The organism is Paenirhizobium daejeonense (assembly GCF_014280875.1).
GTDB lineage: Bacteria > Pseudomonadota > Alphaproteobacteria > Rhizobiales > Rhizobiaceae > Allorhizobium > Allorhizobium daejeonense.
The window spans coordinates 21662-46062 of sequence record NZ_JACLAL010000007.1; the positions used below are offsets into that span (position 1 = coordinate 21662).

21 protein-coding genes are annotated in these 24401 nt (G+C 59.6%); 9 read left to right on the forward strand and 12 right to left on the reverse strand.

Annotated features, from left to right (window positions below):
• The first annotated feature begins 13 nt into the window (after positions 1–13).
• Entirely contained in the window at positions 14–499 is a 486-nt protein-coding gene (locus H4I99_RS17595; RefSeq protein ID WP_163897622.1) for a hypothetical protein, read from the forward strand.
• Positions 500–537: 38 nt separating this feature from the next.
• Here the strand turns inward: H4I99_RS17595 and H4I99_RS17600 are convergent, their stop codons facing one another.
• Entirely contained in the window at positions 538–1347 is an 810-nt protein-coding gene (locus H4I99_RS17600; protein ID WP_163897628.1) for a CE1 family esterase, read from the reverse strand.
• A gap of 95 nt (positions 1348–1442) precedes the next feature.
• Between H4I99_RS17600 and H4I99_RS17605 the strand changes: the two genes are divergently transcribed.
• Genes H4I99_RS17605 through H4I99_RS17615 form a run of 3 tightly spaced genes read left to right on the forward strand, consistent with a single transcriptional unit; the run spans position 1443 to position 5439 of the window.
• Positions 1443–3080, forward strand: a complete 1638-nt coding sequence (locus tag H4I99_RS17605) for a thiamine pyrophosphate-binding protein (RefSeq protein ID WP_163897632.1) — start codon at positions 1443–1445, stop codon at positions 3078–3080.
• Positions 3064–4197 carry an OpgC family protein gene (locus H4I99_RS17610; RefSeq protein WP_280513887.1) on the forward strand — a complete coding sequence of 378 codons (1134 nt, stop codon included), beginning with the start codon at positions 3064–3066 and terminating at the stop codon, positions 4195–4197. Before H4I99_RS17605 ends, H4I99_RS17610 begins: the two co-directional genes overlap by 17 nt.
• 6 nt (positions 4198–4203) lie before the next feature.
• Positions 4204–5439, forward strand: a complete 1236-nt coding sequence (locus tag H4I99_RS17615) for a CaiB/BaiF CoA transferase family protein (RefSeq protein WP_163897635.1) — start codon at positions 4204–4206, stop codon at positions 5437–5439.
• An 83-nt stretch (positions 5440–5522) separates the two neighbouring features.
• Here H4I99_RS17615 and H4I99_RS17620 read toward each other — a convergent pair whose 3' ends face one another.
• The 4 genes from H4I99_RS17620 to H4I99_RS17635 all read right to left on the reverse strand — a co-directional run bounded on the left by H4I99_RS17620 (position 5523) and on the right by H4I99_RS17635 (position 11132).
• Entirely contained in the window at positions 5523–5984 is a 462-nt protein-coding gene (locus H4I99_RS17620; protein ID WP_163897639.1) for a YHS domain-containing (seleno)protein, read from the reverse strand.
• Positions 5985–6449: 465 nt separating this feature from the next.
• Positions 6450–7397, reverse strand: a complete 948-nt coding sequence (locus H4I99_RS17625; protein WP_244625156.1) for a helix-turn-helix domain-containing protein — start codon at positions 7395–7397, stop codon at positions 6450–6452.
• A gap of 717 nt (positions 7398–8114) precedes the next feature.
• Positions 8115–9947 (reverse strand): methyl-accepting chemotaxis protein, encoded by a 1833-nt coding sequence (locus H4I99_RS17630; RefSeq protein ID WP_163898262.1) that lies wholly within the window; start codon positions 9945–9947, stop codon positions 8115–8117.
• Between the two features lie 288 nt (positions 9948–10235).
• Entirely contained in the window at positions 10236–11132 is an 897-nt protein-coding gene (locus H4I99_RS17635) for a LysR family transcriptional regulator (protein WP_163897642.1), read from the reverse strand.
• Between the two features lie 106 nt (positions 11133–11238).
• Here H4I99_RS17635 and H4I99_RS17640 point away from each other — a divergent pair, with 106 nt between their 5' ends.
• The 5 genes from H4I99_RS17640 (at position 11239) to H4I99_RS17660 (ending at position 16132) form a co-directional block, all read left to right on the forward strand.
• On the forward strand, positions 11239–12321 hold the full coding sequence (locus tag H4I99_RS17640) for a 4-oxalomesaconate tautomerase (protein WP_163897645.1): 1083 nt from the start codon (positions 11239–11241) through the stop codon (positions 12319–12321).
• 45 nt (positions 12322–12366) lie between these two features.
• Complete coding sequence (locus tag H4I99_RS17645; protein ID WP_163897648.1) at positions 12367–13368, forward strand: ABC transporter substrate-binding protein; 1002 nt, start codon at positions 12367–12369, stop codon at positions 13366–13368.
• Between the two features lie 9 nt (positions 13369–13377).
• Positions 13378–14199, forward strand: coding sequence for an ABC transporter ATP-binding protein (locus H4I99_RS17650; RefSeq protein WP_186663358.1), 822 nt, complete (start codon positions 13378–13380; stop codon positions 14197–14199).
• Positions 14186–14962: an ABC transporter permease gene (locus H4I99_RS17655; protein WP_163897651.1), complete on the forward strand. Its 777-nt coding sequence runs from the start codon at positions 14186–14188 to the stop codon at positions 14960–14962. Before H4I99_RS17650 ends, H4I99_RS17655 begins: the two co-directional genes overlap by 14 nt.
• A 219-nt stretch (positions 14963–15181) precedes the next feature.
• Positions 15182–16132, forward strand: a complete 951-nt coding sequence (locus H4I99_RS17660; RefSeq protein ID WP_163897654.1) for a LysR family transcriptional regulator — start codon at positions 15182–15184, stop codon at positions 16130–16132.
• Between the two features lie 24 nt (positions 16133–16156).
• Here H4I99_RS17660 and H4I99_RS17665 read toward each other — a convergent pair whose 3' ends face one another.
• From H4I99_RS17665 to H4I99_RS17695, 7 genes are all read right to left on the reverse strand, one after another.
• Entirely contained in the window at positions 16157–17236 is a 1080-nt protein-coding gene (locus tag H4I99_RS17665) for a serine hydrolase domain-containing protein (protein WP_163897658.1), read from the reverse strand.
• A 39-nt stretch (positions 17237–17275) separates the two neighbouring features.
• Positions 17276–18265 (reverse strand): ABC transporter ATP-binding protein, encoded by a 990-nt coding sequence (locus H4I99_RS17670; protein ID WP_163897661.1) that lies wholly within the window; start codon positions 18263–18265, stop codon positions 17276–17278.
• A complete protein-coding gene (locus H4I99_RS17675; RefSeq protein WP_163897664.1) occupies positions 18262–19236 on the reverse strand; it encodes an ABC transporter ATP-binding protein in 975 nt (324 codons plus the stop codon). Before H4I99_RS17675 ends, H4I99_RS17670 begins: the two co-directional genes overlap by 4 nt.
• A complete protein-coding gene (locus tag H4I99_RS17680) occupies positions 19233–20084 on the reverse strand; it encodes an ABC transporter permease (protein ID WP_163897667.1) in 852 nt (283 codons plus the stop codon). Before H4I99_RS17680 ends, H4I99_RS17675 begins: the two co-directional genes overlap by 4 nt.
• Before the next feature lie 49 nt (positions 20085–20133).
• The gene (locus tag H4I99_RS17685; RefSeq protein WP_163897669.1) at positions 20134–21105 is read right to left on the reverse strand and encodes an ABC transporter permease; all 972 of its coding nucleotides are present in this window, start codon (positions 21103–21105) and stop codon (positions 20134–20136) included.
• A gap of 164 nt (positions 21106–21269) precedes the next feature.
• The gene (locus H4I99_RS17690) at positions 21270–22832 is read right to left on the reverse strand and encodes an ABC transporter substrate-binding protein (RefSeq protein ID WP_163897672.1); all 1563 of its coding nucleotides are present in this window, start codon (positions 22830–22832) and stop codon (positions 21270–21272) included.
• A gap of 398 nt (positions 22833–23230) precedes the next feature.
• Positions 23231–24358: a serine hydrolase domain-containing protein gene (locus tag H4I99_RS17695; RefSeq protein WP_163897675.1), complete on the reverse strand. Its 1128-nt coding sequence runs from the start codon at positions 24356–24358 to the stop codon at positions 23231–23233.
• Positions 24359–24401: the final 43 nt, after the last annotated feature.

Here is a 24401-nt window from a genome sequence, read left to right on the forward strand (position 1 = left end):
GAGGAAAACCCTAATGACCATGATCAATGAAATGCACAAGCCGTCGATCTTTCCCGCCACCGAACCCGGTCTTATCCGGACGATCATCGCGGCAGGTCTTGCCGCCGATATTTCCTGGGAAATATGGGCCCGTCTCGTCACGCCTGTCCTCGTCGGCGGGCCGCTGGAGCCGGCGGCTCTGGTGCAGTCGGTATTCGGCTTCAGCAATCTGCTCGTGGCCGAGGCCATCCACGCCATTGTCGGCGTCATCTTCTACCCGATCGGCTACCTCTTCATCGCTCGTCCGCTGCAGAGGCTCGTCCTTCCGAATTTGCCGCTGCTCCTTACGGGTATCGGCTTCGGTACTGGGCTCTGGATATTCGCGCTCTATGTGATGGCACATCTGTTCGCGGGGCTTCCGCCGTTCCTGGGCTTTATCCCGCTCACCTGGGCATCGCTTTTCGGTCACATCATCTTCGGCGTCGTCGTGGCTTATGTCGTTCGGGCCTTCGGCCGCTGATCCATACTGCCGCCCGTATTTCATGCGGGCGGCATCTTTCATTCCGGGAAGCCGACTTCCCGCAAACCGGCATCGAGAAGGTTCGCACGCGCCTCATGTCCGCCATCGTGAATACACAAGACGTTGTTGCCGCGCTGGCATCCGGAGACGTCGTCGCATTCGATGCCGTCGATCACGATCTTGCGCCCTGCCGTGATATCGCATTTCGCCGCCTCGCGCAGGACCGCCACGCTGCGGAACACATCGCCCTGATGATACGATTTTCCGATCGCCCTGCCGTTCAGCGGAAAAGTCCTGTCCGCGCGGCCGTGAAAATGGATGGCCGTCGGCTGTTCGGCAACGCAGTCGGAAGGTGCCGGCAGCGGATCCCAGAAGACACCGGAAAATGTCACCATCGCATCGACCCGGTTACCCATGCGGCATGTCGCATAGTAGGCCATAGAAGCACCGAGCGAAAATCCGCCGATTACGGTGTTTTGGGCGCCGAAATCATAGCGGTCTTTCAGATCGTCGAGGACGTTCGACACGAAACGGAACTCATCGCGATCCTTGCTGGGGGCGTTCGGGACCGACCAGCTTCCATCGACGCCGTCCACCGCCACGAAGGCGAGATGATGGGCAAGCGTGGTTTCCACGAGGTCGCGATGCTGGCGCATCTGCAGTTCCGCCGACCCCTTGTAGCCATGGAAGAAGACATAGGCGCCACGAACGTCGCCATCCCCGGGCATTTCGATACGATAGTCGCCGCCTTCGACCATACAGGCGGTGTCGCCGCCACATGGCATTCCCGCCCAGGCGGGCAGGGCCATTCCGGCACAAATCAGGACGACGGGAAAGCGCAAAAGCATCGGGCAAACTCCCAAGACAGGCTGATGGCCAAAGGCGTACAGGCTTTGCCCAACGGCGGCAATTTCCCCTGCATTCACGTTGACGAGAGGACTTCATGACATCCCGCAACACCCTGCCTGCCGTCGCGCGGGTGGCTGACAGCATCGCTGGAACCCTAGCCGCTCACGGTGTGACCGATGCGTTCGGAATGCCCGGAGGCGAGGTCGTGACACTGGTCGACGGCCTCGAAAAGGCAGGCATCACCTTTCATCTTGCCCGTCACGAAACCGCCGCCGCCATCATGGCTGCCGGTGCTGCCGTTGTCTCGGGCAGGCCGCAGCTGCTCGTCACCACGGTTGGTCCTGGACTGGCGAATGCGGTCAATGGCATTGCCGACGCCCTGCAGGAGCGCGTACCGCTGATCGTGATTTCCGGCATCGTCGATCATTCCACGAGAGGGCGTTACACCCACCAGGTCATCGATCATTCAAAACTGCTGGCTCCGATCGTCAAGGCATCGTTCGAAATCGAGGCGGAAAGTGCGGCTTCCACCGTCGCTCGCGCCATCGCCATCGCGACGACCGCACCGATGGGGCCGGTGCACCTCGATCTTTCCCCGGCTGTTGCAGCGATGACTGGCCCGGAGCGACATCTTGTTTCACCTCCTGCCATATTGCGCCCGGCAATACGATTTGACGATCCGGCCGTAGTGACGGTTCTGGAACGGATCAGCCATGCGGAGCGCCCGCTTATCCTTGCCGGCTTCGAGGCAAGCCGCGCCGGAGCAGGTGCCGCCCTGCGGTCTCTTGCCGAGGCGCTGGGAGCGCCTGTTCTCACGACTTACAAGGGCAAGGGTGTCATTCCGGAAAGCCACCGGCTTGCGCTTGGAGGGGCAGGGCTTTCACCCCGCGCCGATGGCATCCTGCTGCCGCTTTGCCAACGTGCCGACCTGATCCTCGCCATCGGCTACGATCCGATCGAGATGCGGCTCGGCTGGCTGGACTTCGCCGGAGACGGCGCGAAACTCATCGAGATCACCGAAGCGGCGGTCGATCACGGCATGCACCATGCCGGCACGCAGGTCGTCGCGCCTCTGGCGCCTTTCGTTGACGCGCTTGCGATAAAGGCGGCCGGCATCCCCGGCTGGGCAGACGGAGAGCCGGAGGCGGCCCGGGCTGCACTTGCCCGCCTCTTTTCTGCGACGCCGGCCTGGGGGCCTCATGCCATCGTCGAGGCTTTGCAGGAAGAAGCCGGCGATGCCGCGACCGTGACCGTCGACAGCGGCGCGCACCGCATTTTGCTGTCCCAGAAATGGGTTGCGCAGAAGCCGCTTGCCCTGCTGCAGTCGGCGGGCTTCTGCACCATGGCCGCGGCGCTTCCCCTTGCCATAGGCGTCGCGATCGCCGCGCCGGAAAGACGCATCTTCGCCGTCATGGGCGATGGCGGCCTCGAGATGGGGATCGGAGAACTCGCCACGGTGCGAGACCAGAAATTGCCTCTGACGATCATCGTTTTTCAGGACCGGAGCCTCGCTCTGATCGCGTTGAAACAGGCCTCTTCGGGTCTGCAGCCGATCGGCGTCGAGCTTGGTCTGACGGATTTTGCCGCCGTGGCGCATGGCTTCGGCGGATACGGTATCAATGTGGAGACCCTCGATGACTTCCGTAACGAACTTGCGGCCGCGCGAGAGCGCCGGTGCTTCAGCCTCATCTGCTGCCGGTTCGACGCCGCAGCCTATGCGGGCGCTTTCTAGCGCCGCAGCAGTCAGAACCGCAACCGGCAGAGTCCGCGACCCGCGTCTCGATTTCTTTCGCGGCGTCGGCATGCTCATCATTTTGACCGCGCATATTCCCTATGACGGCTGGGCACTGTGGATTCCCGCACGCTTCGGATTTTCCGATGCCACGGAAATGTTCGTCTTCCAGTCCGGAATGGCTTCCTCCATCGCATTCGGATCGACGTTCGACAGGGCCGGAATGCTGGCGTTCGTTGCGCGGGTCGCACAGCGTATCTGGCAGATTTTCTGGGCTCATATTGCAGTCTTCGTCGTGCTGGTCGCAATCATGGCTGCGGCCGGCACCCGCCCTGACGGCGTCTCCTATCTCGAAAGCCTCAATCTCCTTCCCTTCATACGTGATCCCGGATCGCTGATGGGCTCCCTCCTGACGCTGCGCTATGTGCCGAACTATTTCGACATCCTGCCGATGTATATCGTCGTGCTGGCGCTCATGCCGGTGATGGTGCTGGCGGAGCGTTGCCACCGGGGACTGCCTTTCCTGCTGATGGCCGGTCTGTGGCTGGCCGAACAATTCGGGTTCACCGGATTTTCGGCCGAGCCGTGGTCCGAACGAACATGGTTCTTCGGCCCGCTCGGCTGGCAACTGCTATTCTTTACCGGCTTCTTCCTGATGCGCGGAAGCCTGCCCCATCCCGGTTTCGACCGCCGGCTGATGCTTCTCGCTATTGCCTTTGTCTTCCTTTCGGTACCTTTCGCCTGGGTGCGGTTTTTCGAGATGCATCCTTTCTTCAAGACCGCGGCTCAGGAGATCGCCTTTCTTACAGACAAGAGCCATTTCGGAGCGCTGCGCTTCGTTCATTTTCTCGCGCTCTGCTACATCGCCGTCCACGTCGTCGGCGAGAAAGGCTCTCGCCTGCGCGGCCCGGCCGTCAGGGTCCTGACCGTTGTCGGGCAGCAATCGCTGGCGGTCTTCATCACCGGCATGGTGGTCGCTCAGATTATCGGCATCGCGCTGGATCATGTGGGGCGCAATCCTTTGGCCGAAGCGGTAGCCAATCTCGCAGGTTTCGCCATTCTCGTCGCCACTGCCTATTTCGTCCGTTGGTTCAAAAGCTCTCCGTGGAAAGTATGAGGTTTCATGTCTGAAGAGTCTTTTCCCCGCAGCCTCGACGGGCTGCGTATTCTCGACCTGTCACGCATACTCGCCGGACCGACTGCCACGCAGTTGCTGGCCGATCTCGGCGCGGATGTCATCAAGGTCGAAAGGCCGGGGGTGGGCGATGATACGCGCGGCTGGGGGCCGCCCTTCATCGCGAATGCGAAAGGCGAGGACAGCGATCTCAGCGCGTATTTCCTTTGCGCCAACCGCAACAAGCGTTCGATCGCCATCGACCTTGCCGCGGATGAGGGGGCGGCGCTTGTAAGGCGATTGGCTGCCATTTCCGATGTCGTCATCGAAAACTACAAGCCGGGGGATCTCGCTCGACGTGGCCTTGGATACCACGATATCAGGATGATAAAGCCTGATATCGTCTGGTGCTCCATCTCCGGCTTCGGCCAGACCGGGCCTTATGCTCACAGGACAGGCTACGATTTTCTGGTGCAGGCGATGGGCGGTATCATGAGTATTACCGGCGAGCCTGAGGAAAAGGGCGGACGTCCGCTCAAGGTGGGGCTCGGTATCGCCGATGTGATGTGCGGCATGTATGCGACAGTGGGCATCCTGGCAGCGCTGAGGCACCGCGAGCGGACTGGTGAAGGTCAGTTCATCGATCTCGCCCTCTATGATGCGCAGGTCGCCTGGCTGATCAATGCCGCAACAGGCCATCTCGTTTCCGGAAAGATTCCGGGGCGCATAGGCAATCGTCATCCGAATATCGCGCCCTATCAGACGTTCCCGACCGCCGCCGGCGAATTGGCCGTCGCGGTCGGAAACGACCAGCAGTTCGCAAGGTTCTGCGTTGTCATTGGTGCGCCCGGGCTTGCAGATGATCCACGCTTCCGCCGTAATCGCGATCGTGTGCAGAACATCGAGGCTCTCGACCCGCTGATATCGCAGGCGCTCGCGATGGAAAGCGCGGAGCGATGGGAGGAGCGACTGACGGAAGTCGGGGTGCCCGCCGGACGTGTCGCCACGCTCGATCAGGTGCTCGGCCATCCTCACACTCTCGCGCGTGAAATGGTCGTGACGATGCAGGGTGGGGACGGGCGGGACGTTCGTGTTCTCGGTAATCCCCTGAAGATGTCGGCCACGCCCGTTCGCTTCGATCTTGCGCCGCCGCATGTTGATCAGGATCGCGACCATGTCATTCGACTGCTTGAAGAGGCGGAGCGGGCTGCTCGGCTGCCTGATGATCAGTCCACATCGGGATAGACTGCAGCGTCCGGCAAGCTCATCAAGGCACCCAGCCGGCAGGATGAAGTCATGCCGACGGCTGGGTCCCATGCTCATGTAGTTCAGGGGGCGGCTTGTGTCTTCACCTTGTCCCAGTTTTCATCAGCCCGTTTGATGAAGGCCTGCCTGTCGCTCCTCCAGGTCTTGGCCACCTCGTCGTCGTAGTTCAGGTAGAGCTTCCCATCGACGATCGAAAAGGCTTGCGGCTCCGTTATCGCTTTATAGCCCCGGGCCGTTCCATAAGCGCAGAAGCCGCCATATTGTGGGGAATAATGCTCGGGGTCGGTCGCAAAGAGGTCACGGTGGGCCCTGGAGACAAATCGGAACGTCGCACCCTTGTAGATCGTGGTGAAGGCTGCGGAACCCCTAACGGGTTTTCCATCGGTAAAATAGCTCACCGGATCATAGCCATGGATGGCAACGCCATCGGGGGTGAATATTTCGCCGGCTCGGACCGGTTCGGAGAAGACGAGGCTGGAGGCAACGATGGTCAGATGAATGAGGTTTCGGCCGTACGACAACATGAGGTCTCCTTTTCATAGGCTCAACCTCCGCTATTCGTCCGGCGATATGGTTTTGTTTCCCTAGGTGGGGTCACAAATACGTGCGTGCTGCTCCGAGTCGCAATCATCGTCGGCACAACTGTTCAGACCCCATCAAGTCTTCCTGCTGACCCGGATGTATGGTCCCATTTCCCATGGACGTAGCTTTGCCGACGGAAGCCCTCGATTTCATGGCTGCTTGCATAGCCGGCCTGAAGTTGTCGGCGCAGATAAAGTCAGGCGTGCAAATCGGTGGCGAGATCGCCGAGAGTGTGCCGTTGTCACTGGCCATGGTTGAAATGTGCAACTCGTCGCCGGTGAGGCTTTGGGCCCTGCGGTATGAAGTACTTATCGATAGTTATAGAGGTTTTCCAAACGCTGCGGACGAGGATAGCCGACCGGTTGTGAAGGTCTCCCGAAGTTACCTGAGATCCAATAACTCGGAGTTTATTTGGCTTCGGCTGCGGTCTCTTCCGAGGAACCTTTACCTCTTGCCCGTCGCCAAGCTCCGGGTGACACGCCCATCCTTCGCCGAAACATTCTGATCAAATGGCTTTCGTCGGCAAAGCCGCAGAGTGCAGCCACGTCAAAGAGGCTGCCTCCAGCTAACAGGCATTCTTTTGCGCGTTCTATCCTTCTGCATTGCAACCATTCATAGGGCGCCACGCCGGTGGAACGCTTGAACCCGTGCGCGAATTGGCTTGTCCGAAGACCACAGAGCTGAGCGAGATCAGCAAGGCCGATGCCTCCAACGAGGCTGGTTTCGATGACGTCCTTGGCCAGACGCACCTGCCATGTGCACAAACCTCCAACAATCGGACGGCGTATCGCGAGGTCGCCATAATGGGTACAAAGATAGATGCCAAGGCTCCACATATAGTGGTCCGCCATCAATGAATCCATGGTCTCAGGAGCATCGAAGAAGGGGTATATCCGCAACGCGAGGCGGCGCAGAACAGGATCGTCCGTCATGTGATAGAGACTTCGTCCCAGATGCGTTACATGAGGTACTTCAAGATCGTTAGTGATCTCCCGCATGAAGCTACGCTGGAGGATCACCTCCTGCGTATGGCGCGGTGTGGTAAAATCAATATGAGCCAGATCCGAGACGTACAGAAAATGTGTCTGCCCCTTCCTGACAGGTGGTTCGACGATTACTGCTGCGAACTCCACCGCGTCCTCAGGTGCAGGCAGAACCAGCTTGCCCTGCCGTGCCATCGTTCGCCAGGTGGACAGGTGGTTCGGCTTCAGGCCATGCCGTTCGGCTACTTCATTCACCAACGCTCCGGGCCGGAGGCTCTCCGAAACGATTTGCGCTTTCACCTTGTCCGACCAGTGCCGGTGAACCTCACGTCCAGACTTCCTGGTCGTGAGAACCTCCAATGTACTCTCCATGGAGAAACTCCCATTGCTCGTCTATGGATAGGCGATCACAGATCAGAGCGACGAAGGCAACGTGGGAGTGGAACAGCGGTTACCGAATGTCGCGCCTGTGGGCGACGGAACGAATGCGTCATCGTGTCCGTGGCCTCCTTTGAAACCGAAGCTTCGGTGACCAGTTCTACCGGTTGTTCAAGATAAGGAGCGCATTTCTGCTTGGTCGGCCAATGGGTGACATAGCAGCCGGGGCCCCGTCGACGCGCGGTCGCTGGCAAGGCGCGTGGTGTGTGCGAGAGTTGAACCAGCCAGAAGCGGCGCGTTCCAGTCGCGAGAGCATTATCCTGACGATCTGCTGAACGCGGGCCTGCAGCTGCCGTAGATGCGTTTCCTCGCGTGGGCCACCAACGCGTGGAATCGTCATTGAAATTCTCCCTCTAAATCGCGGGGCGCCGGTTCGAATCCGCTCAAGAGCTCGAAGGGTCTATCGTTTTCCTTCAACCGATGGCCATCATCAAACCCGGCGGCTCAGGCAGCGCTCGATTTTGTGCCCAGCATGGCGCGGATAATACCGATCGATATTCCAAACTGTCGCTCTGTTTGCCAACCCACCACCCATGTTTCTTGTCGCAGGCTGCTCGAATATTACCGGGAGACCGCCATGCCGATTTTCTGTCACACGAACGCCGGCCCGATTAGGCCGGCCTTTGTGTGAGGGTCAACGGACGAGGGAGTTCAACCGGCGTGACGCATCTGCTGAGCAACACCATGCAACTCATTCGGCCTGGCATTGGTACGGAAGCCGCGGATGAGGTCCAGAAGATCGCCGGTGTCGTTGGCCAGTACCTCCGCCGAAGCTGTCGTTTCTTCCGCCATGGCGGCATTCTGTTGCGTGGCAGTGTCGAGCTGGTTTATAGCCGAGGAGATGGATCGGAGTGTCGTATCCTGCTCCTGCGCGCTGTGCGCAATCCGCGTCACGACATTGTCGGCCGCTTCAATCTGACCAGAGATACGCTTCAGCGCCTCGCCGGCTTGCGCCACCAACTGAACGCCCTGTTCCACCTGGCCGCCGGAGCGGGAAATCTGGTCCTTGATCTCCTTGGCCGCGGCAGCGGAACGCTGTGCAAGTTCGCGCACTTCCTGGGCAACGACGGCAAAGCCCTTGCCACTCTCGCCAGCGCGTGCAGCTTCCACGCCGGCATTGAGGGCCAGCAGGTTGGTTTGGAAGGCGATCTCGTCGATCACGCCGATGATCTTGGAAATCTCCGCGGAGGACTGTTCGATGCCGCTCATTGCCGCAATCGCTTTTTCAACGACGGTGTCACTCTGGCGCGTTTCACTGCTGATGGTCTTCACGCGCTGGGCAGCTTCCCTCGCGCCTTCTGCCGTTTGGCGAACCGCCACCGTCAACTCGTCGAGCGCCGCGGAGGTCTCTTCCAGATTGGCCGCCTGGCGCTCGGTGCGCTGGGCAAGCTCGTTGGACGCGCGCCGGATCTCTTCCTTGGAAACGCTTATATCGGAACCCTTCAGGTTGACACGGCTCATGGCTTGTTCGAGGCGGGCGAGGGCGTCGTTGAAGTTATGGCGTAGGCCCTCATACTTCGGCCCCAGATCCGCGCAGCGAACCGTGAGGTCGCCGACGGAGAGCTTTTCCAGCGAGGCGCCGATGGTGGCGACCACATGCGCCTGCTCGTCGGCTTCTTTGCGCTGCTTATCGAGATTGCGCTGGCGTTCAGTGTCAAGTTCGCGGCCCTGTTCCTCCTGCCGGGCGAGCATCGTGTGGCGCTCGCGCACCTTTTCCTGTAGCGACTTGGTTGCTCGGGCCATCATGCCCACTTCATTACCCATGTCCGTATGTGGAATGGGGAGATTGACGTCTTCATCTGCAACGGCGTTCAAGGCATCGTGGATGGCATTGAGCGGACGAGAAATACCGCGGATGATGAAAAACGCTGCGGCGATCGCCAGCAGGAAAGCGATGGCAGAGCCGCCGGCGATCTTGATGATTGAATTGCGGATGTCTTCTTTCAGATCGTCCGTATAAAGCGCTGTTATAATAACGATCTGCCAAGGTTCGAACGCCCGAGCATAACTTGCCTTCGAGTAGGTTCGGTCATTCGGGTCTTTGCCGGGTTTCGGGCCGAGGAATTCGACATACCCGCCGCCGGCGCGCCCCAGGCGAACCAGCTCATCGCGGTACGCGAAGCCGTTGGCGTCCTTAACGCCTTTGTTGCTTTGGCCGACACTTGGGGAAGTGGGATGAAACGTCAGCACGACGTCGTAGTCGTATCCATAGAAATAACCGTCCGGGTTGAAGCTCATCTTGTTGAGTTGGCCATAAGCCTGCTTCTTGGCTTCATCGAGAGACAACTGACCCTTCTCGACGCGGGCCTGATAGTCCTTCAGCAACGAGATTGCCGTTTCCACCTGCGTGCGCAGCATTTCGTAGCGCTCGTGGTAGATAGCCGTCGTCGAGGACCGGATCTGGAGGAATGTTAGGCCTGCGAAAGTCGCTATCATGGCCCCAACCAGCAAAAACAGCTGAAGCGAGATTTTCATGTTCTTCATTGATGGCCACCGCGCGCTAAGTTGCTGTCGTGCCGGTTGTGAAACCGAAAAACAATGGCAACAAGTCCTGCGCTTCATACGCATCACCGGATGCTGTGCATGCACCCAACAGCGAAGTGTAGATTCAAAATTTAAACAAACCCTCTATGACAACAGAAGCATCGTTGACGATCAGCAGCGGACCTCTAACGTCATAGTTCGCAATGGCGACCTGACCAGCTAGGCAGGAGACTTTACGGCAGACCGCCTGCGCGGCCAACGTGAATAGGTCATGTGGCCCGTTACTGCCTAAGGTGTTTTCCAGGCCTTCAAAAGCATCTCCACGAACTTCTCCGCCGCAGGAGATAGGACACTGCTTCGCCTCTGCACAATGCCGATCGTTCGCGACACCACTGGGTTCACGATTGGTCTTGTCACCAGGAAAGGATGATCATCCTGCGGCGTGGCTAAACGTGGCAACACGGAGATCCCAAGTCCCGCTTCCACGAGGCCAAGCGAGGTGTTGAGATGGGTCACCTCATAGAACCAGTTCAGTTTCAAATTGTGTCGCGCCAGCGCTCCGTCGAGCAGTGTTCTGTTGCCGCTGGAACGGTCAACGACAACCAGCGGGTAAGGCTCCAGTTGATCCCATTCGATTGTCTCAAATTCCGCCAAGCGATGGTCCTTCCTCATCGCCAGGACGAACGGGTCGTCTATGAGCGGCTCAAACGCCAGATCTGGATCCGAATTTCCCATCAGGTTGATGCCGAATTCTACCTCGCCACGCGCCACGGCCTGCAGGCCCTCATTTGCCGTCAGGTCTCTGATACGCAACCGGATATGCGGGTATTCCTTGCTAAAGGTTTTGATGACGGTCGGCAGGAAATAAAACGCTGCTGTAGGAACGCAGGCCATCGTAATAAGACCACGTCGTTGTGCACCGTCCTTCATTGCAAAAAGCGATCCATCGAACTCCTCCAGCATTCGCCGGACAAGTGGCATTACCTCCTGGCCCATTGCCGTCGGAGCGACATGGCGGGTGGTTCGTTCGAGAAGAGGCGCTCCAATGGCCTGTTCCAGTTTTTGGATCCGGCGAGTGAGCGCCGGTTGCGAGATATGCAGCGCATCAGCTGCCCTATGGAAGCTTTCCAGCTCGACGACGGCCTGAAACGCCCGCAAATCAAGAATTTCGCAATTGATGCTCATATCGCAATAAAACCTCCGAACATTGCATTTAACAGTTTATGCGTCTTTCCCCATATTGCAACAACAAGCGACATTAATCCGCAGCATGCAAGACTGAGGCTTAGCCATGAACGATCTGATTAAGATACCCTGTGTTCTGATGCGCGGTGGAACATCGCGTGGGCCGTTCTTTCTCGCCTCTGATCTTCCTCGTGAACGAGCAGAGCGGGATGCAGCCCTTCTCTCCATCATGGGCTCCGGGCACCCGCTGCAAATCGATGGCATCGGCGGCGGCAATCCGGTCACGTCCAAAGTGGCGATCATCGGTCCTTCATCGATCAAGGGCGCCGACATCGACTATCTTTTCGCCCAGGTTCGCACCGACCGGCAGTTTGTCGATTATTCGCCGAATTGCGGGAACATGCTGGCAGCCGTCGGTCCCTTCGCGATCGAGGCAGGGCTGGTGGAGGCTCAGGGCAACGATACGCTGGTGCGCATTCATAACGTCAACACCGGCAAGCTGATCGAGGCGAAGGTGCCGACGCGTGGTCGGGAGGTCATCTATCTCGGCGATGCTTCGATTGACGGCGTGCCCGGTCTTGCAGCGCCCATCGCCCTGACATTCATGGATGCCGCCGGCGCGAAAACCGGCAAGTTGCTGCCCACCGACAAGGCGGTCGACATGATCGACGGCATCGCGGTGACGGCCATCGACTGTGCCATTCCGATGGTGCTGATGCGCGCCGCCGATCTCGGCGTGACGGGTTACGAGGAGCCGCAGGCCCTTACCGCCAATCGCGAACTGATCGAGCGCATGAGCCGCATCCGGATCGAAGCCGGCAAGCTGATGGGCATGGGCGACGTGGCCGACATGGTCATTCCAAAGCCGGTGCTCATTGCGCCCGCGCGCAAGGGTGGTACGCTTTCGGTCCGGTATTTCATGCCCAACGACTGTCATCCCGCCCTGGCCACGACCGGTGCAGTCGGTATCGCAACCGCCGCTGTGACCGAAGGCTCCGTTGCCTATGATCTGGCAGGCCGTCTTTCCGTACCGACCCTCGTGCGCATCGAACACCCCGCCGGCCGGCTCGACGTACAGCTTGAAATGCGAAACGGGGCCATCACAGCCGGTCTTGTGAGAACAGCACGCAGACTTTTCGAAGGCTTCGCCTTCGCCAAGCCCATCGCTGCAATTGAAGCCGCAGCTTAGATACGGCCATATTGACGCAAAACATGAAACAGGGAGGAGACCCTTATGCGTAAATTTTTGCTTGCAACTGCAGCGCTCTGTGCGCTGGCAGCATCCGCCAACGCCGAATCCGTCAGAATGAGCGTAGGTTCCTACAACCTCAACAACCTGCCTTTCCCGGTCGCGGCAAGCCTCGGATTCTACAAGGATGAAGGGCTCGACGTAACGACCGAGAATTTCGCCCAGGGCGGCTCCAAGGTGCTTCAGGCACTGGTTGCCGGTTCCACCGACGTCGCCGTTGGCTTCTACGATCACACGATCCAGATGCAGTCGCAGAACAAGCACGTGGTCGGCTTCGTCCAGCTTGCGCGCAATTCCGGCCTTGTCCTTGCCGGCAAGAACGATACCGACTTCGATCCGGCCAAGCCCGAGACGATCAAGGGCAAGAAGATCGGCATCACCTCGCCCGGCTCTTCCTCCGATTTCTTTATTCGCTACTACATGAAGCAGCACAATCTCAGCGACAACGACATCTCCATCATCGGTGTCGGTTCGGGTGCGGCGGCCGTGGCCGCCCTGCAGCAGGGCAAGATCGATCTGCTCGTCAACTACGATCCTGCCGCGACCATCGTCATTGAGCGTGGGCTGGGCAAGATCCTCATCGACGCCCGTAGCGATCAGGGCGCCAAGGATGTCTACGGCGGGATCTATCCGACCTCCGTCCTTTACGCGACGCAGGACTACATCAATGCCAATCCCGAAGTCATCCAGAAGGTCACCAATGCGACGGTTCGCGCGCTGCACTGGATGAAGCAGCACTCAGCCGAAGAGATCGTGGCAAAGCTCCCCGATGATTACGTCTCCGGCGACAAGCAGACCTACATCAAGGCCGTTGAGGCCGCCAAGGCCATCTTCTCCGAAGACGGCAAGTTCGAGCCTGCCGACCTGCAAACGCCGCTGGCCGTTCTGAAGAGCTTCAATGAAGCCGTCGCCAAGGCCACTATCGATCTCAACACAACCTACACCAACAAGTTCGTCGAGGCAGCTGCCTCGAAGGCCGGGAACTGAGGATCCGCCATGTCTTCGCCAGTAAGAAAGCTAGAGGCCGTGACAGAACTGAAAGCCAAGCCGATGGTGGCGATCGATGACGTGACCATGGCATTTGGTTCGTTCGTGGCCGTCCAGAACGTGAACCTGAAGGTCGGTGACGGGGAGTTTCTCTCGATCGTCGGTCCGACAGGGTGCGGGAAATCCACCATCCTCAACGCCATTGCGGGGTTGCTCAAGCCCGCGCAGGGCAAGGTGTCGATCGATGGCACCGCGGTCCAGGGGGTGCAGAACAATATCGGCTATCTCTTCCAGCAGGATGCGCTTCTGCCGTGGAAAACCGCGTTCCAGAACGTCGAGCTCGGCCTGATGTTTCGCGGCGTCCCGGAAGAGGAGCGCCGCGCCAAGGTCTTCGCCTGGCTTGAGAAGGTCGGCCTGAAAGGCTTTGGCGACCGTTTCCCGCACCAGTTGTCGGGTGGGCAGCGCAAACGCGTCCAGATGGCGCAGGCGCTAATCACCGGCCCGAAGGTCATCCTGATGGACGAACCCTTCTCGGCGCTCGATATTCATACCCGCCACCTGATGCAGAACGAGTTGCTGCGTCTGTGGCAGGAAGATCGCCGCGCGGTGGTCATGATTACCCACGATCTGGAGGAGGCGATTGCGCTTGGAGACCGTGTCGTCGTTCTCGCTGCCGGCCCGAAGAGCCGTGTCATCGAAAGCTTCCCTGTCGATCTCGAACGGCCTCGCAACGTCGCCGAGATCAAACTCGATCCGAAATTCATGACGCTCTACCGCGATATCTGGGCGTCTCTGCGTGGCGAAGTGGAGAAAAGCTATGCAAGCCGTTAATATTCGTATCATCCAGGTCGCCCTCTTGGTCGTGCTTCTGGGCGGATGGCAGCTTGGCGTCACTTCCGGTGCCATCGACCGGTTCTTCTTCCCGGCTCCCTATGACATCGTCAAACAGGTAATCGCCTGGGTCTCCGACACCGGCTTTTACAAGCATGTCGGCATCACGCTCAGCGAAACGGTGCTTGGCTACATCATCGGCACGGGTCTCGGCGTCGGCGCCGGCGTCTGGCTGGGTCTCAGCCCCTTCGTCGCCCGCGTGCTGGACCCGTTCATCAAGGCCGTAAACGCCATTCCGCGTGTCGTTCTGGCCCCCATCTTCGTTCTCTGGCTCGGTCTAGGCCTGTGGTCGAAGGTGGCACTCGCCGTCACGCTCGTCTTCTTCGTCACCTTCTTCAACGCCATGCAGGGCGTGCGCGAAGTGAACCCGGTCGTGCTGTCGAATACCCGCATCCTGGGCGCCAGGCGCTCGGATCTGCTGCGTCACGTCTACTTTCCGGCGGCGGCGACCTGGATCCTGTCGTCACTGCGCACCTCCGTCGGCTTTGCCGTCGTCGGCGCAATCATCGGGGAATATCTCGGTGCATCCGCCGGCCTCGGCTACCTGATTGCCCGCTCGGAAGGCAATTTCGATGCGGTCGGCGTCTTCGCAGGCATCATTATCCTGGCCGTGTTCGTTCTCATCATCGACCTCATCCTCGACTTTGCAGAAAAGAGGCTGATCACGTGGCGGCCGAATGCGGGCGAAGAACGGCCTGCTTAAGCCTTCCTGCCCAGAAAAATCAAAACAGAGGATCGGCCCCGTCGGGCCGGTCCTTTTCGTTGATCGATGGTCACCCTGGCGCGTCACATGGGATGATCGGATGCGCGGCTTTGAGAGTTTTGGCCCACTGTCTGAAGCGACGGGATGTCCTCTATTCTCGGTCGGCGCAGTCCATGCCATTGTATTTACGCACGCTCTGAAGACTGAGGCTGGTTTCGCATGCAGCGATTTCCGTTGGGATCTATCGACCTTAATCTCCTGAAGGTCATCTATGCCCTCGTGATCAAGGGCAACATGACGGCGGCTGGCGAGTATATCGGCCTCTCCCAGCCCGCGATGAGCCATGCACTCAAGCGCGTGAGGGCGATCTTGGGAGACGAGCTGTTCAAGAAGACGTCCGGCGGTTTTGTGATGACGCGCTTTTGCACGGAGATATTTCCCGCCGTGCGGCGTATCATCGAGGACACTGAGTCCGTGATGCTGTCGCGCTTTGATTTTGAACCTGCGACTTCCAATCGCGCATTCGGGATCGGTATGAACGATTATTTTTCGGTCGTCCTGATGCCCCGCCTTCTCGAGCGTGTGCGTTCAAGGGCGCCGCACTGTGTGCTCGAGGTCATTCACATGCCGCGCACGGGCGGCACGCAAAACAGAAATTTCCTTCCGGTCGTTCAGGAACACCTCGACGAGGGCGCCATCGATGTGGCCGTCATGACGGCCGACACGTTTCCGGCCCGCTATCGATGCACGTCCCTCTTCACGGAGAGGCGGGTCTGCATCATGTCGGCCACCAATCCGGCCGCAAAGAAGCCTCTGACGCTCGATGCGCTGCTATCGCTCGGGCATGTCAAAGTCACCTCCGCCCCCAGTCGCCGGGGTTGGATCGATGAGCGGCTGGATGCCATGGGCCTTCAGCGCAGGGTTGTCGCTGTTGTCCCGCATTTTTCCGCCGCGGTTGCGATCATCGCCCGCAGCGATCTCGTGGCCATCATGCCGGAAAGCGTCGCAAGGCTGTTTGAACATTCACATGAACTCTTGCTGCTGGACTCTCCGTTTGCGGAGGAAAAACAGTCAACCAGCATGATCTGGCTTGCCGAAAAGGAACGCGATCCGGCAAGTCAATGGCTGAGAGAACAGATCTCGGCCTGCTTTACCGCGGATGCGACCTGATCGGCCGCCGTCCCGCGGTCTCGATCATCGGGCGGCCATCTTCGCGCGGATGAAATGATCGGTCACGGCGAGGAAATCTTCCATGGTCACGGCAGGCAGTTCTTCCTTGAAGCTGCCGTCGTTGCGCGCGATTGCGAGGTCGTCCGGGATCGCCCTTCTGTTCACGAACACCATGTCGAGCGCCGGCAGGCATAGGATGAACTGGCCGAAATGACCGGCGGCAATGCAGGCGCCCCGCCATTCCGGTGTTTCATCCCGAACGACAGGGATCCACCAGAGATAGCTGTAACCGGCGATCCGGGACTTCTTGCTCTCGTTCATCTTGTCCGCAGAAACGCGGATCTTCGTGCTTTCCTCCACCCAGTCGGCCGGGACGACCTGGCTTTTATCCCAACGACCATTGCGGACCATTGCAAGCCCCAGTCGCGCCATATCACGGCCGGACAGGAAGAAGTGGTAGGCGAGGTACCGTGACGCTCCGTCGTAACCCATCATCCGCTGACGGGCCGGATCGAAGTCTTGCATCTGCATCGGAACCGCGAAATCCTCCTCGAAGGCCTTGAAGACACTGCGGCCGGTCAACTGTTCGAACGCAGCCCCGAGCACGTTGAAATCCCAGTTATTGTAATGGAAATAGGCGCCGGGTGTCTTCGAGCCGCGCTCGGGAATGTTCTTGGTGTTGCTACCGGGGCTCCCCGGCTGGTGGTACACGCCCGAGCTGCTGATCAGAAGGTCGCGCAGCGTTGCCGTCTTTTCGATCGGCAGCAGGCCGTGATCCTCATCAATGCCGAGGTCCGCCATGGTCAGGTCGAGGTCGATCTTTCCTTCGGCAACGGCTTTGCCCATCAGCATCGACAGGATGCTCTTGCGGGTCGAGGCGAGATAGCTCACCTCGCTGATATCGCCATAGCTGTAAAGGATCTCGCCTCCGGCAACGGCCGTGAAGGACGTGGTCGGCAGTGCCTCCAGCGCCGCATCGACCTTTGCACGGATCTCGGCCGAAAGGCCGTGTTCCTGCGGATTGTCCACCTGCTTCCATGCTTCTGCCGGAAATGTTTGGCCAGGATCGGTCCCGAGATGTTCCAGAGGGGCTGAAACAGACATAGTTCTTCCTTTACGGTTATAGATTGTGATTTCCAGATGTCAGTCGTTCAGGTGGCAGGCGCTCTTGTGGCGCGAACCGACCGTACGAAGCTCGGGCCGCTCGATCCGGCAGCGGTCCATCGCCAACGGACAGCGGGGGTGGAAGTGACAACCGGACGGCGGTGAAAGCGGGCTCGGTATTTCGCCTTCGATGGCCGAAAAGCTCCGCTGCACCGGGTCAAGGCTCGGTCTCTCCTGGAGGAGCGCGCGGGTATAGGGGTGATTGGGGTGCGAAAACAGCTCTTCGACCGCCGCTTCTTCCACGACACGACCGAGATACATCACCACCACGCGGTCGGAGATATGTTCGACCACGGACAGGTCGTGGCTGATGAAGATGTATGTGAGGTCGAGCTGTTTTCTTAAGTCGAGAAACAGATTGAGGATCTGGGCCTGGATCGACACATCAAGAGCCGCGACCGACTCGTCGCAGATCAGCATGTCCGGCTGAACCGCAAGCGCACGCGCGATGCCGATACGCTGGCGCTGCCCGCCGCTGAACTGATGCGGAAAGCGGGATGCCATGGAAGGATCAAGGCCGGCACGCGCCATCTGCAGACTGACATAATCATCCAGCTCCCGCGCCGTCGTCAGTCCATGATGAAGGGGAGCAGCACCTATGATCTCGCGCACACGCTGCCGGGGGTTCAGAGAGGAGGAGGGGTCCTGAAAGATCATCTGAACCTTCAGCCGCGCCGCCTCGGCCTCTTCCCCGGGCATGTCCTGAAGACGCTTGTCGCGGAAGAGCACCGTTCCCTCCGACGCCTGCAGCAGTCCTGCCACCACCCGTCCAAGTGTCGATTTTCCGCAGCCGGACTCGCCGACGATCCCGACGACTTCGCCTTCCGCGACAGTCAGGCTGACGTCATCCAAGGCACGGACGACGGGATTGGGGGGCTTCAGGCCCATGAATTCGGCGCCGCGTTCCACCAATCCGGATTTGCGGCTGAAGCGTTTGCTGACGCTGCGAACTTCCAGTCGGTTGCTCATGATGACGCTCCCTCCATGACGGGGTGAAAACAGCGAAGAAGCCGACCTTCGACAGGCTCAAGTTGCGGGGGGCTCAGACAGAGCTGCGTTGCCGACGCGCAGCGGGGATGGAAGGCGCATCCTTTCGGCATGTTGGCGACGGAGGGTGTCGTCCCCGAGATCTGCTTGAGCCTTGAGCCGCGCTGGTTGTGGGCAGGAAGGCTCGCGATCAGTCCGTTGGTATAGGGGTGCATGGGACGGCGCAGCAGGTCGGCCGTCTTGCCCTGCTCGGCGATGCGGCCGGCATACATGACCGACACCTTTTCGGCGAGACCGGCCACAACCGAAAGATCATGGGTAATCCAGATCAGCGCGGTTCCCTTGTCGCGGGCAAGCTTTTGCACGATCGAGAGGATCTGCGCCTGGATCGTGACGTCGAGAGCCGTGGTCGGTTCATCGGCAATGATCAGGTCCGGCGACATCAGCAGGGCAATGGCGATGGCAACTCTCTGCCGCATTCCCCCGGAAAACTGATGCGGATAGGCGCTCAGCCTTTCCTCGGGGCTGGGGATGCCGACCATGCCCAATGCGTCGCGCGCCCTCTCGCGTGCTGCCTGCTTGCCGATCTTTTCATGGGCATGCACGACCTCCATCATCTGCGTATCGATACGCAGGACGGGATTGAGCGTCGACATGGGATCCTGGAAAATCATGGCGATCCGGTTGCCGCGGACCGACCGGATTTCCCTCTCGGAAAGGTTCCGCAAATCCTTGCCCTTGAAGAGAACCTGTCCGCCGGTGACCTGGGCGGGCTTGTCGATCAAGCCCATGATCGACAGACCGGTAACGGATTTTCCGGATCCCGATTCGCCGACGAGCCCCATCACCTCTCCAGCTGCGAGCTCGAGATTGATGTCGTCGATCAGCGTGACGCGACCTTCCGACGTGACGACTTCGGTCTTCAGACTTCTGATTTCGAGCATGGCGGTCATTTCGGTGCAGCCTTCGGATCGAGCAACTGACGCAGGCGGTCGCCGACGAGGTTGATCGCAAAGATGGTGACGAGAAGCGCTATCCCGGGGAACAGGGCGATCCAGTAGGTCCCCGACAACATGAATTCATAGCCGCTGGAAATGAGGAGGCCGAGCGACGGTTCGGTCACGGGGACGCCGAGGCCAAGGAAGCTGAGCGTCGCCTCAAGCGTGATCGCGCGCGCCACCTGCATGGTCAGCAGAACCACCAGCGGAGACAGACAGTTTGGAAGAAGCTGACGAAACAGAATATTCCGGTGCGGCAAGCGCAGTGACCTTGCCGCTTCCACATATTCACGGCGAAGCTCCGTCAATGCGGCGCCGCGGGCGGTGCGGGCGTAGGTGGCCCATTCCACGAGCACGATCGCGAACACCACGTTGCCGACGCTTTTTCCCAGCAGCGCGAGAATGAGAAGCGCCGAAAGGATGGTGGGGAAGGACAGCTGGAGATCGACGATGCGCATCATGGCCGTTTCGACCTTGCCGCCGACATAGGCGGCAGTCAGGCCGAAGGCGGTGCCGATGATGAAGGCGATGGCCGCCGATCCGAGGCCAACGATCAGGCTGATCCTCAGGCCATGAAGGATTGCCGAGAGCATGTCTCGACCCTGATTGTCCGAGCCGAACAGGAAGGTGAAGCCGGCCGAGGCTTCCGATCCCGGCGGCATGCGGCCATCCATGATGTCCAGCTGCATCAGGTCATAAGGGTTTTGAGGCGATAGCACGGGTGCGAAGATCGCCAACAGGACGATCAGGGTGATCAGGACGAGCCCGATGAGCGCCAGCGGCGAGCGTGAAAACTGTCGCATGAATTGCAGCCCAGGGCGGAATTTGGCGGAACGCGGAATTGCTGGCACGTCACTCTCCCTGAAGTCGGATACGTGGATCGAGCAGCCGGTAGGTGACGTCGACGACGAGGTTGATGATGACGAACATGATGACCACGAGCATGAGGTAGGCCACGATCACGGGGCGATCGAGCGCGCCGATGCTGTCGATGATGATCTTTCCGACACCCGGCCAGGCAAAGATGGTTTCGGTGACAACGGAAAATGCGATTGTCTGGCCGATATCGAGGCCGACGACCGTGACGACGGGGATCATGACGTTCTTCAGAACATGGACGCTGAGGATGCGCCGTGGCGACAGGCCCTTGGCCCTGGCAAACCGGACATATTCGCTGGACATGGCTTCGCGGACACCGGCTTCGGTGAGACGCGTCACCATGGAAATGTTGAACAGCGAAAGGCCGACGGCCGGCAGCACCATGTGCCTCAGCCCGTCGAGCGTCACGAACGACCACGGAATGCCGAACAGGGTTTGGGTTGCTCCACGACCGGAACTGGGCAGCCAGCCCAGTTGAACGCTGAAGATCATGATGAGCAGAATGGCGATCCAGAAGATTGGCAGGCTGAAGCCGAAGATTGAACCGATCATGATCACGCGGGAAAAGGCGCTTTCCGGCTTCCATCCGGCCATGAGGCCGAGGGGAACGCCGAAGACGAGCGAAAGGAGAACTGCGGCGAGGGCAAGCTCCAGGGTCGCCGGCAAGCGCGAGAGGATCAGCTCGACGGCCGGCTCCTTATAGACGTAGCTGATGCCGAGATTGCCCTGTAGGACACCTTTCAGGAACAGAAAGAACTGTTCGTACAGCGGGCGATCAAGGCCGAGATCGGCGATCAGCCGCAGGCGGTCTTCGTGCGTGGCTTCCGCCGGAAGCAGGGTTTCGATCGGGCTGCCGATCAGGTGAAGACCGACAAACACGATCACGGCCATGGCCAAAGCAACCAGGATTGCTTGCAGCAGGCGCTGGATGATCCATAGGGTCATGATACCCTCAAACAATGATGATGTGGGGCGACCCGCACATTCCACGGTGCGGGATGTCAGATAGACCGCGTTTCGGCTTTTCGCATCCTTGTCGAAAGCCGCCGCTCATCTGCGCGCGGGATGTCAGTGACGGATCGGCAAGCTTCCGATCCGTCACTTCAGGTTTACTCAGCGATGTCCTTGACGAGCGTACGCTCATCGATCCGCGGTGCGTAAGACAGGCCCTTGCGCGCGACCCACGCATTGCTCTGCTGATAAAGCGGTATGATGGCGCCGTCGTTCACCGCGACCTTGACCGCTTCGACAAGGGCTGCTTCCCGCGCCTTGTCGTCGTAAATCGTCATTGCCTTTGCAACGAGATCATCAAGAGCCGGATTGGAATATCCGCTATCGTTTGCCGCACCCAGCCCTCGCTGCGGATCGACGGTGCCAAGCACGTTGACCAGCATGGAGCTTGCGTCATAGGTGGCGTTGCCGAGGCCCAAGAGCTTCATGGCGAAGTCCGATTTGCGCGACGAAAACGTGGTCCAGGGAAGAGATTCCACATTCGTCTTCACCCCGATGCGGGTCCACATCTGCGCAACCGCCTGCACGACGGCCGGCGCGTTGGGATAGCGGTCATTGGGCACGTGAACCGTCAGCTGGAAACCGTTCGGGAAGCCGGCGTCGGCGAGCAATTTCTTGGCGGCTGCCGCGTCGGGCTTGGGGGGCTGGATGTCATCGGTGTAGGAGAAGGCGCCTTTCGGCAGCCACTGGCCGGATGCCGTCGCCGTGCCTTCCATGATCTTGTCGACGATCCCTTCGCGGTTTATCGCCACGGACAAGGCCGTGCGGACGCGCGGATCGGCAAGCGGGTTTGTCTCCAGCGCTTCTCCATTCGGCCCCTTCACATTGGCCTTCCAGGTTTCGCCGGACGTCGTCGGCGCCAGATAGATCACGCGCAAGCCGGGCGTGGAGACGAAGGAGAGAGTGGCCGTCGACTTGAAGCGCGCGATATCGGTCGCGGCAGGCGCGTCGATAATGTCGACATCGCCCGCCAGAATGGCGGTGGTGCGCGCGCTGGCGCTGGAAATCATGCGGTAGGTCGCATGCTCCCAGGCGACTTTCTTGCCCCACCAGTCGGGATTGCGCTCCAGTCCGACTTCGATGCCCTGCTTGAATGTCGAGAACCGGAAGGGGCCGGTGCCGATCGCCGCCTTGCCTGAATTGTAGTCGGCAGTGTCTGCACCTTCACCGGCGTGCCGTGATACAATTGCCATATTGGCAAGATCGCCCGGAAGGGTCGGCGCCGGTGACTTGGTGTCGATGATAACCGAAAGATCTCCGTCGGCTTTGACGCTCGCGACATTCCTGATGAAGCCGCCGAACCCGCCGGGGCTGTTGGGGACCTTCCCGGCTCGACCAAGCGTGAAAACCACGTCATCGGCGGTGAAGGGCTTTCCGTCGTGCCACTTCACACCGTCACGAAGGGTAAAGCGCCACTTGGTATCGGAAACCGCTTCCCACTTCGTCGCCAGACCTTCAACCAGCTGTCCTTCGGCGGTGCGCTCGGTCAAACGGTCGAAAATCTGCATCGCGATGCTGTTGTTGGGCGATGCGTTGTAAAAATGCGGATCGACCGATGTGACGGTGCCGCTCAGCCCGACGGTGATGTCCTTGGCCGCTGCCGGGCCACCCAAAAAGCTCGCGCAACTTGCAAAGCCCAACCAGAAAGCTAGATTTTTCATATTGTTCCCTTTTATTGACGCCCCGCTGGAGCGCTTTTCTCGCTGTAGGTTGGGATACATCTATTTCCAGGTGTTTTGATTTATCAAATGAATGTTTTTCTGCCGATCATTCGCCTGACGAATATCGCTGGTGACGCTCTCAACAATGGGCGAACAATTCCTGCAGGACAGGAACTGGGACGTCGCTGTTTCTGCTGCAAGACAAGTTACTGATCGCGCCTGCACGCTAGTCGTGATCGGCGGCATCCGGCGACGGCATGTCCCGGGCTTTCATGGCGTTTTCGCCGCGGAGTGCGCGCGCTGGATGGCGGACATGCCGCCACCGCGCTCTCTCAAAGAAGGCGGAGCGCCCGCGAATTCAGCCGGTGCCTTCGCGCGCGCTCCAGGGGCTCTGTCGCTCAGCTCAGCGCGGCAGCCGCCATGTCCGCGATCTGCAGAAACTCCGCGACATTGACCTTTGTCGGTTCGTAGGTGGTTTTGCCGAGATTGCGCGCGACTGCGAATTCGTCGGTCACGGCGCGGCGGTGGACGATCACGGTGTCGATCGCCGGCATGCACAGAACGAACTGGCCGAAATTGCCGTTCATGAGGTAGGAGCCTTCGAACGCGGGGGTCGTTGACGTCGGGATCCACCACAGATAGCCATAACCGAGACCTTCCTTGCTCTTGGTCCGCTCCGGGGTGACATGCATTTTCGTGCTCTCGCTTACCCAGGCTTCGGGCAGGATCGTCTTGCCGCCCCATTTTCCCTTCTGGAGCATCAACTGGCCGAGCTTGGCCATGTCGCGCGCCGAAAGGAAGAGGTGATAGGCCAGATAACGCGACTGGTTTTCGTAACCCATCATCCGTTGCCGGCCGAGATCATAATCCTCAAAGCCCAGTGGCTCCGCCAGATCGGTCTGCAATGCTTCGAATATCTTGCGGCCGGTGCGCTTCTCGAAGATCGCGCCCAACACATTGAAGTCCCAGTTGTTGTAGAGAAATGTCGAGCCCGGAGGGGTTTTCCCTCGCTCCGGCGTGTTCTCATTGCCTCCGGGGCTTCCGGCCGGATGATAGACGCCGGAACTGGAAACCAGCAGATCCTTGACCTTTGCGGTCTTTTCGAGTGGAAGGAGGCCGCCGTCTTCCTCGATGCCGATTTCGCCGATCGTCATGTCGAGATCGATCTTGCCTTCGCCGACATATTTGCCGAACAGCATCGAAAGCACGCTCTTGCGAGCGGAGGCGAGATAACTGACATCCGAGATGTTGCCATAGCGATAGACGATCTCGCCCTTATGGACGATTGCCATCGACGTCGTTGCCATCGGGTAGAGCTTCTCTTCCATCTTCGCGAGTTTTTCAGCCGACCAGCCGGACGACGAGACATCCTTGGCGAATGTCCAAGGCTTGCCGGCGGCTGGCGCAGGGCAAGTGGCATCGGCTGCGGCAGAGGCGCGAGGTGCAAGAAGGCTCGCCATGGCCGCTGGAGCCGCTGCGGAAACGCCAAGCATGGAGCGGCGCGATAGGGTGAAATTTTGGATCATAACGTTCTTTCCTGAAATGAGAACCTGGGTCGCCGTGAGGGCG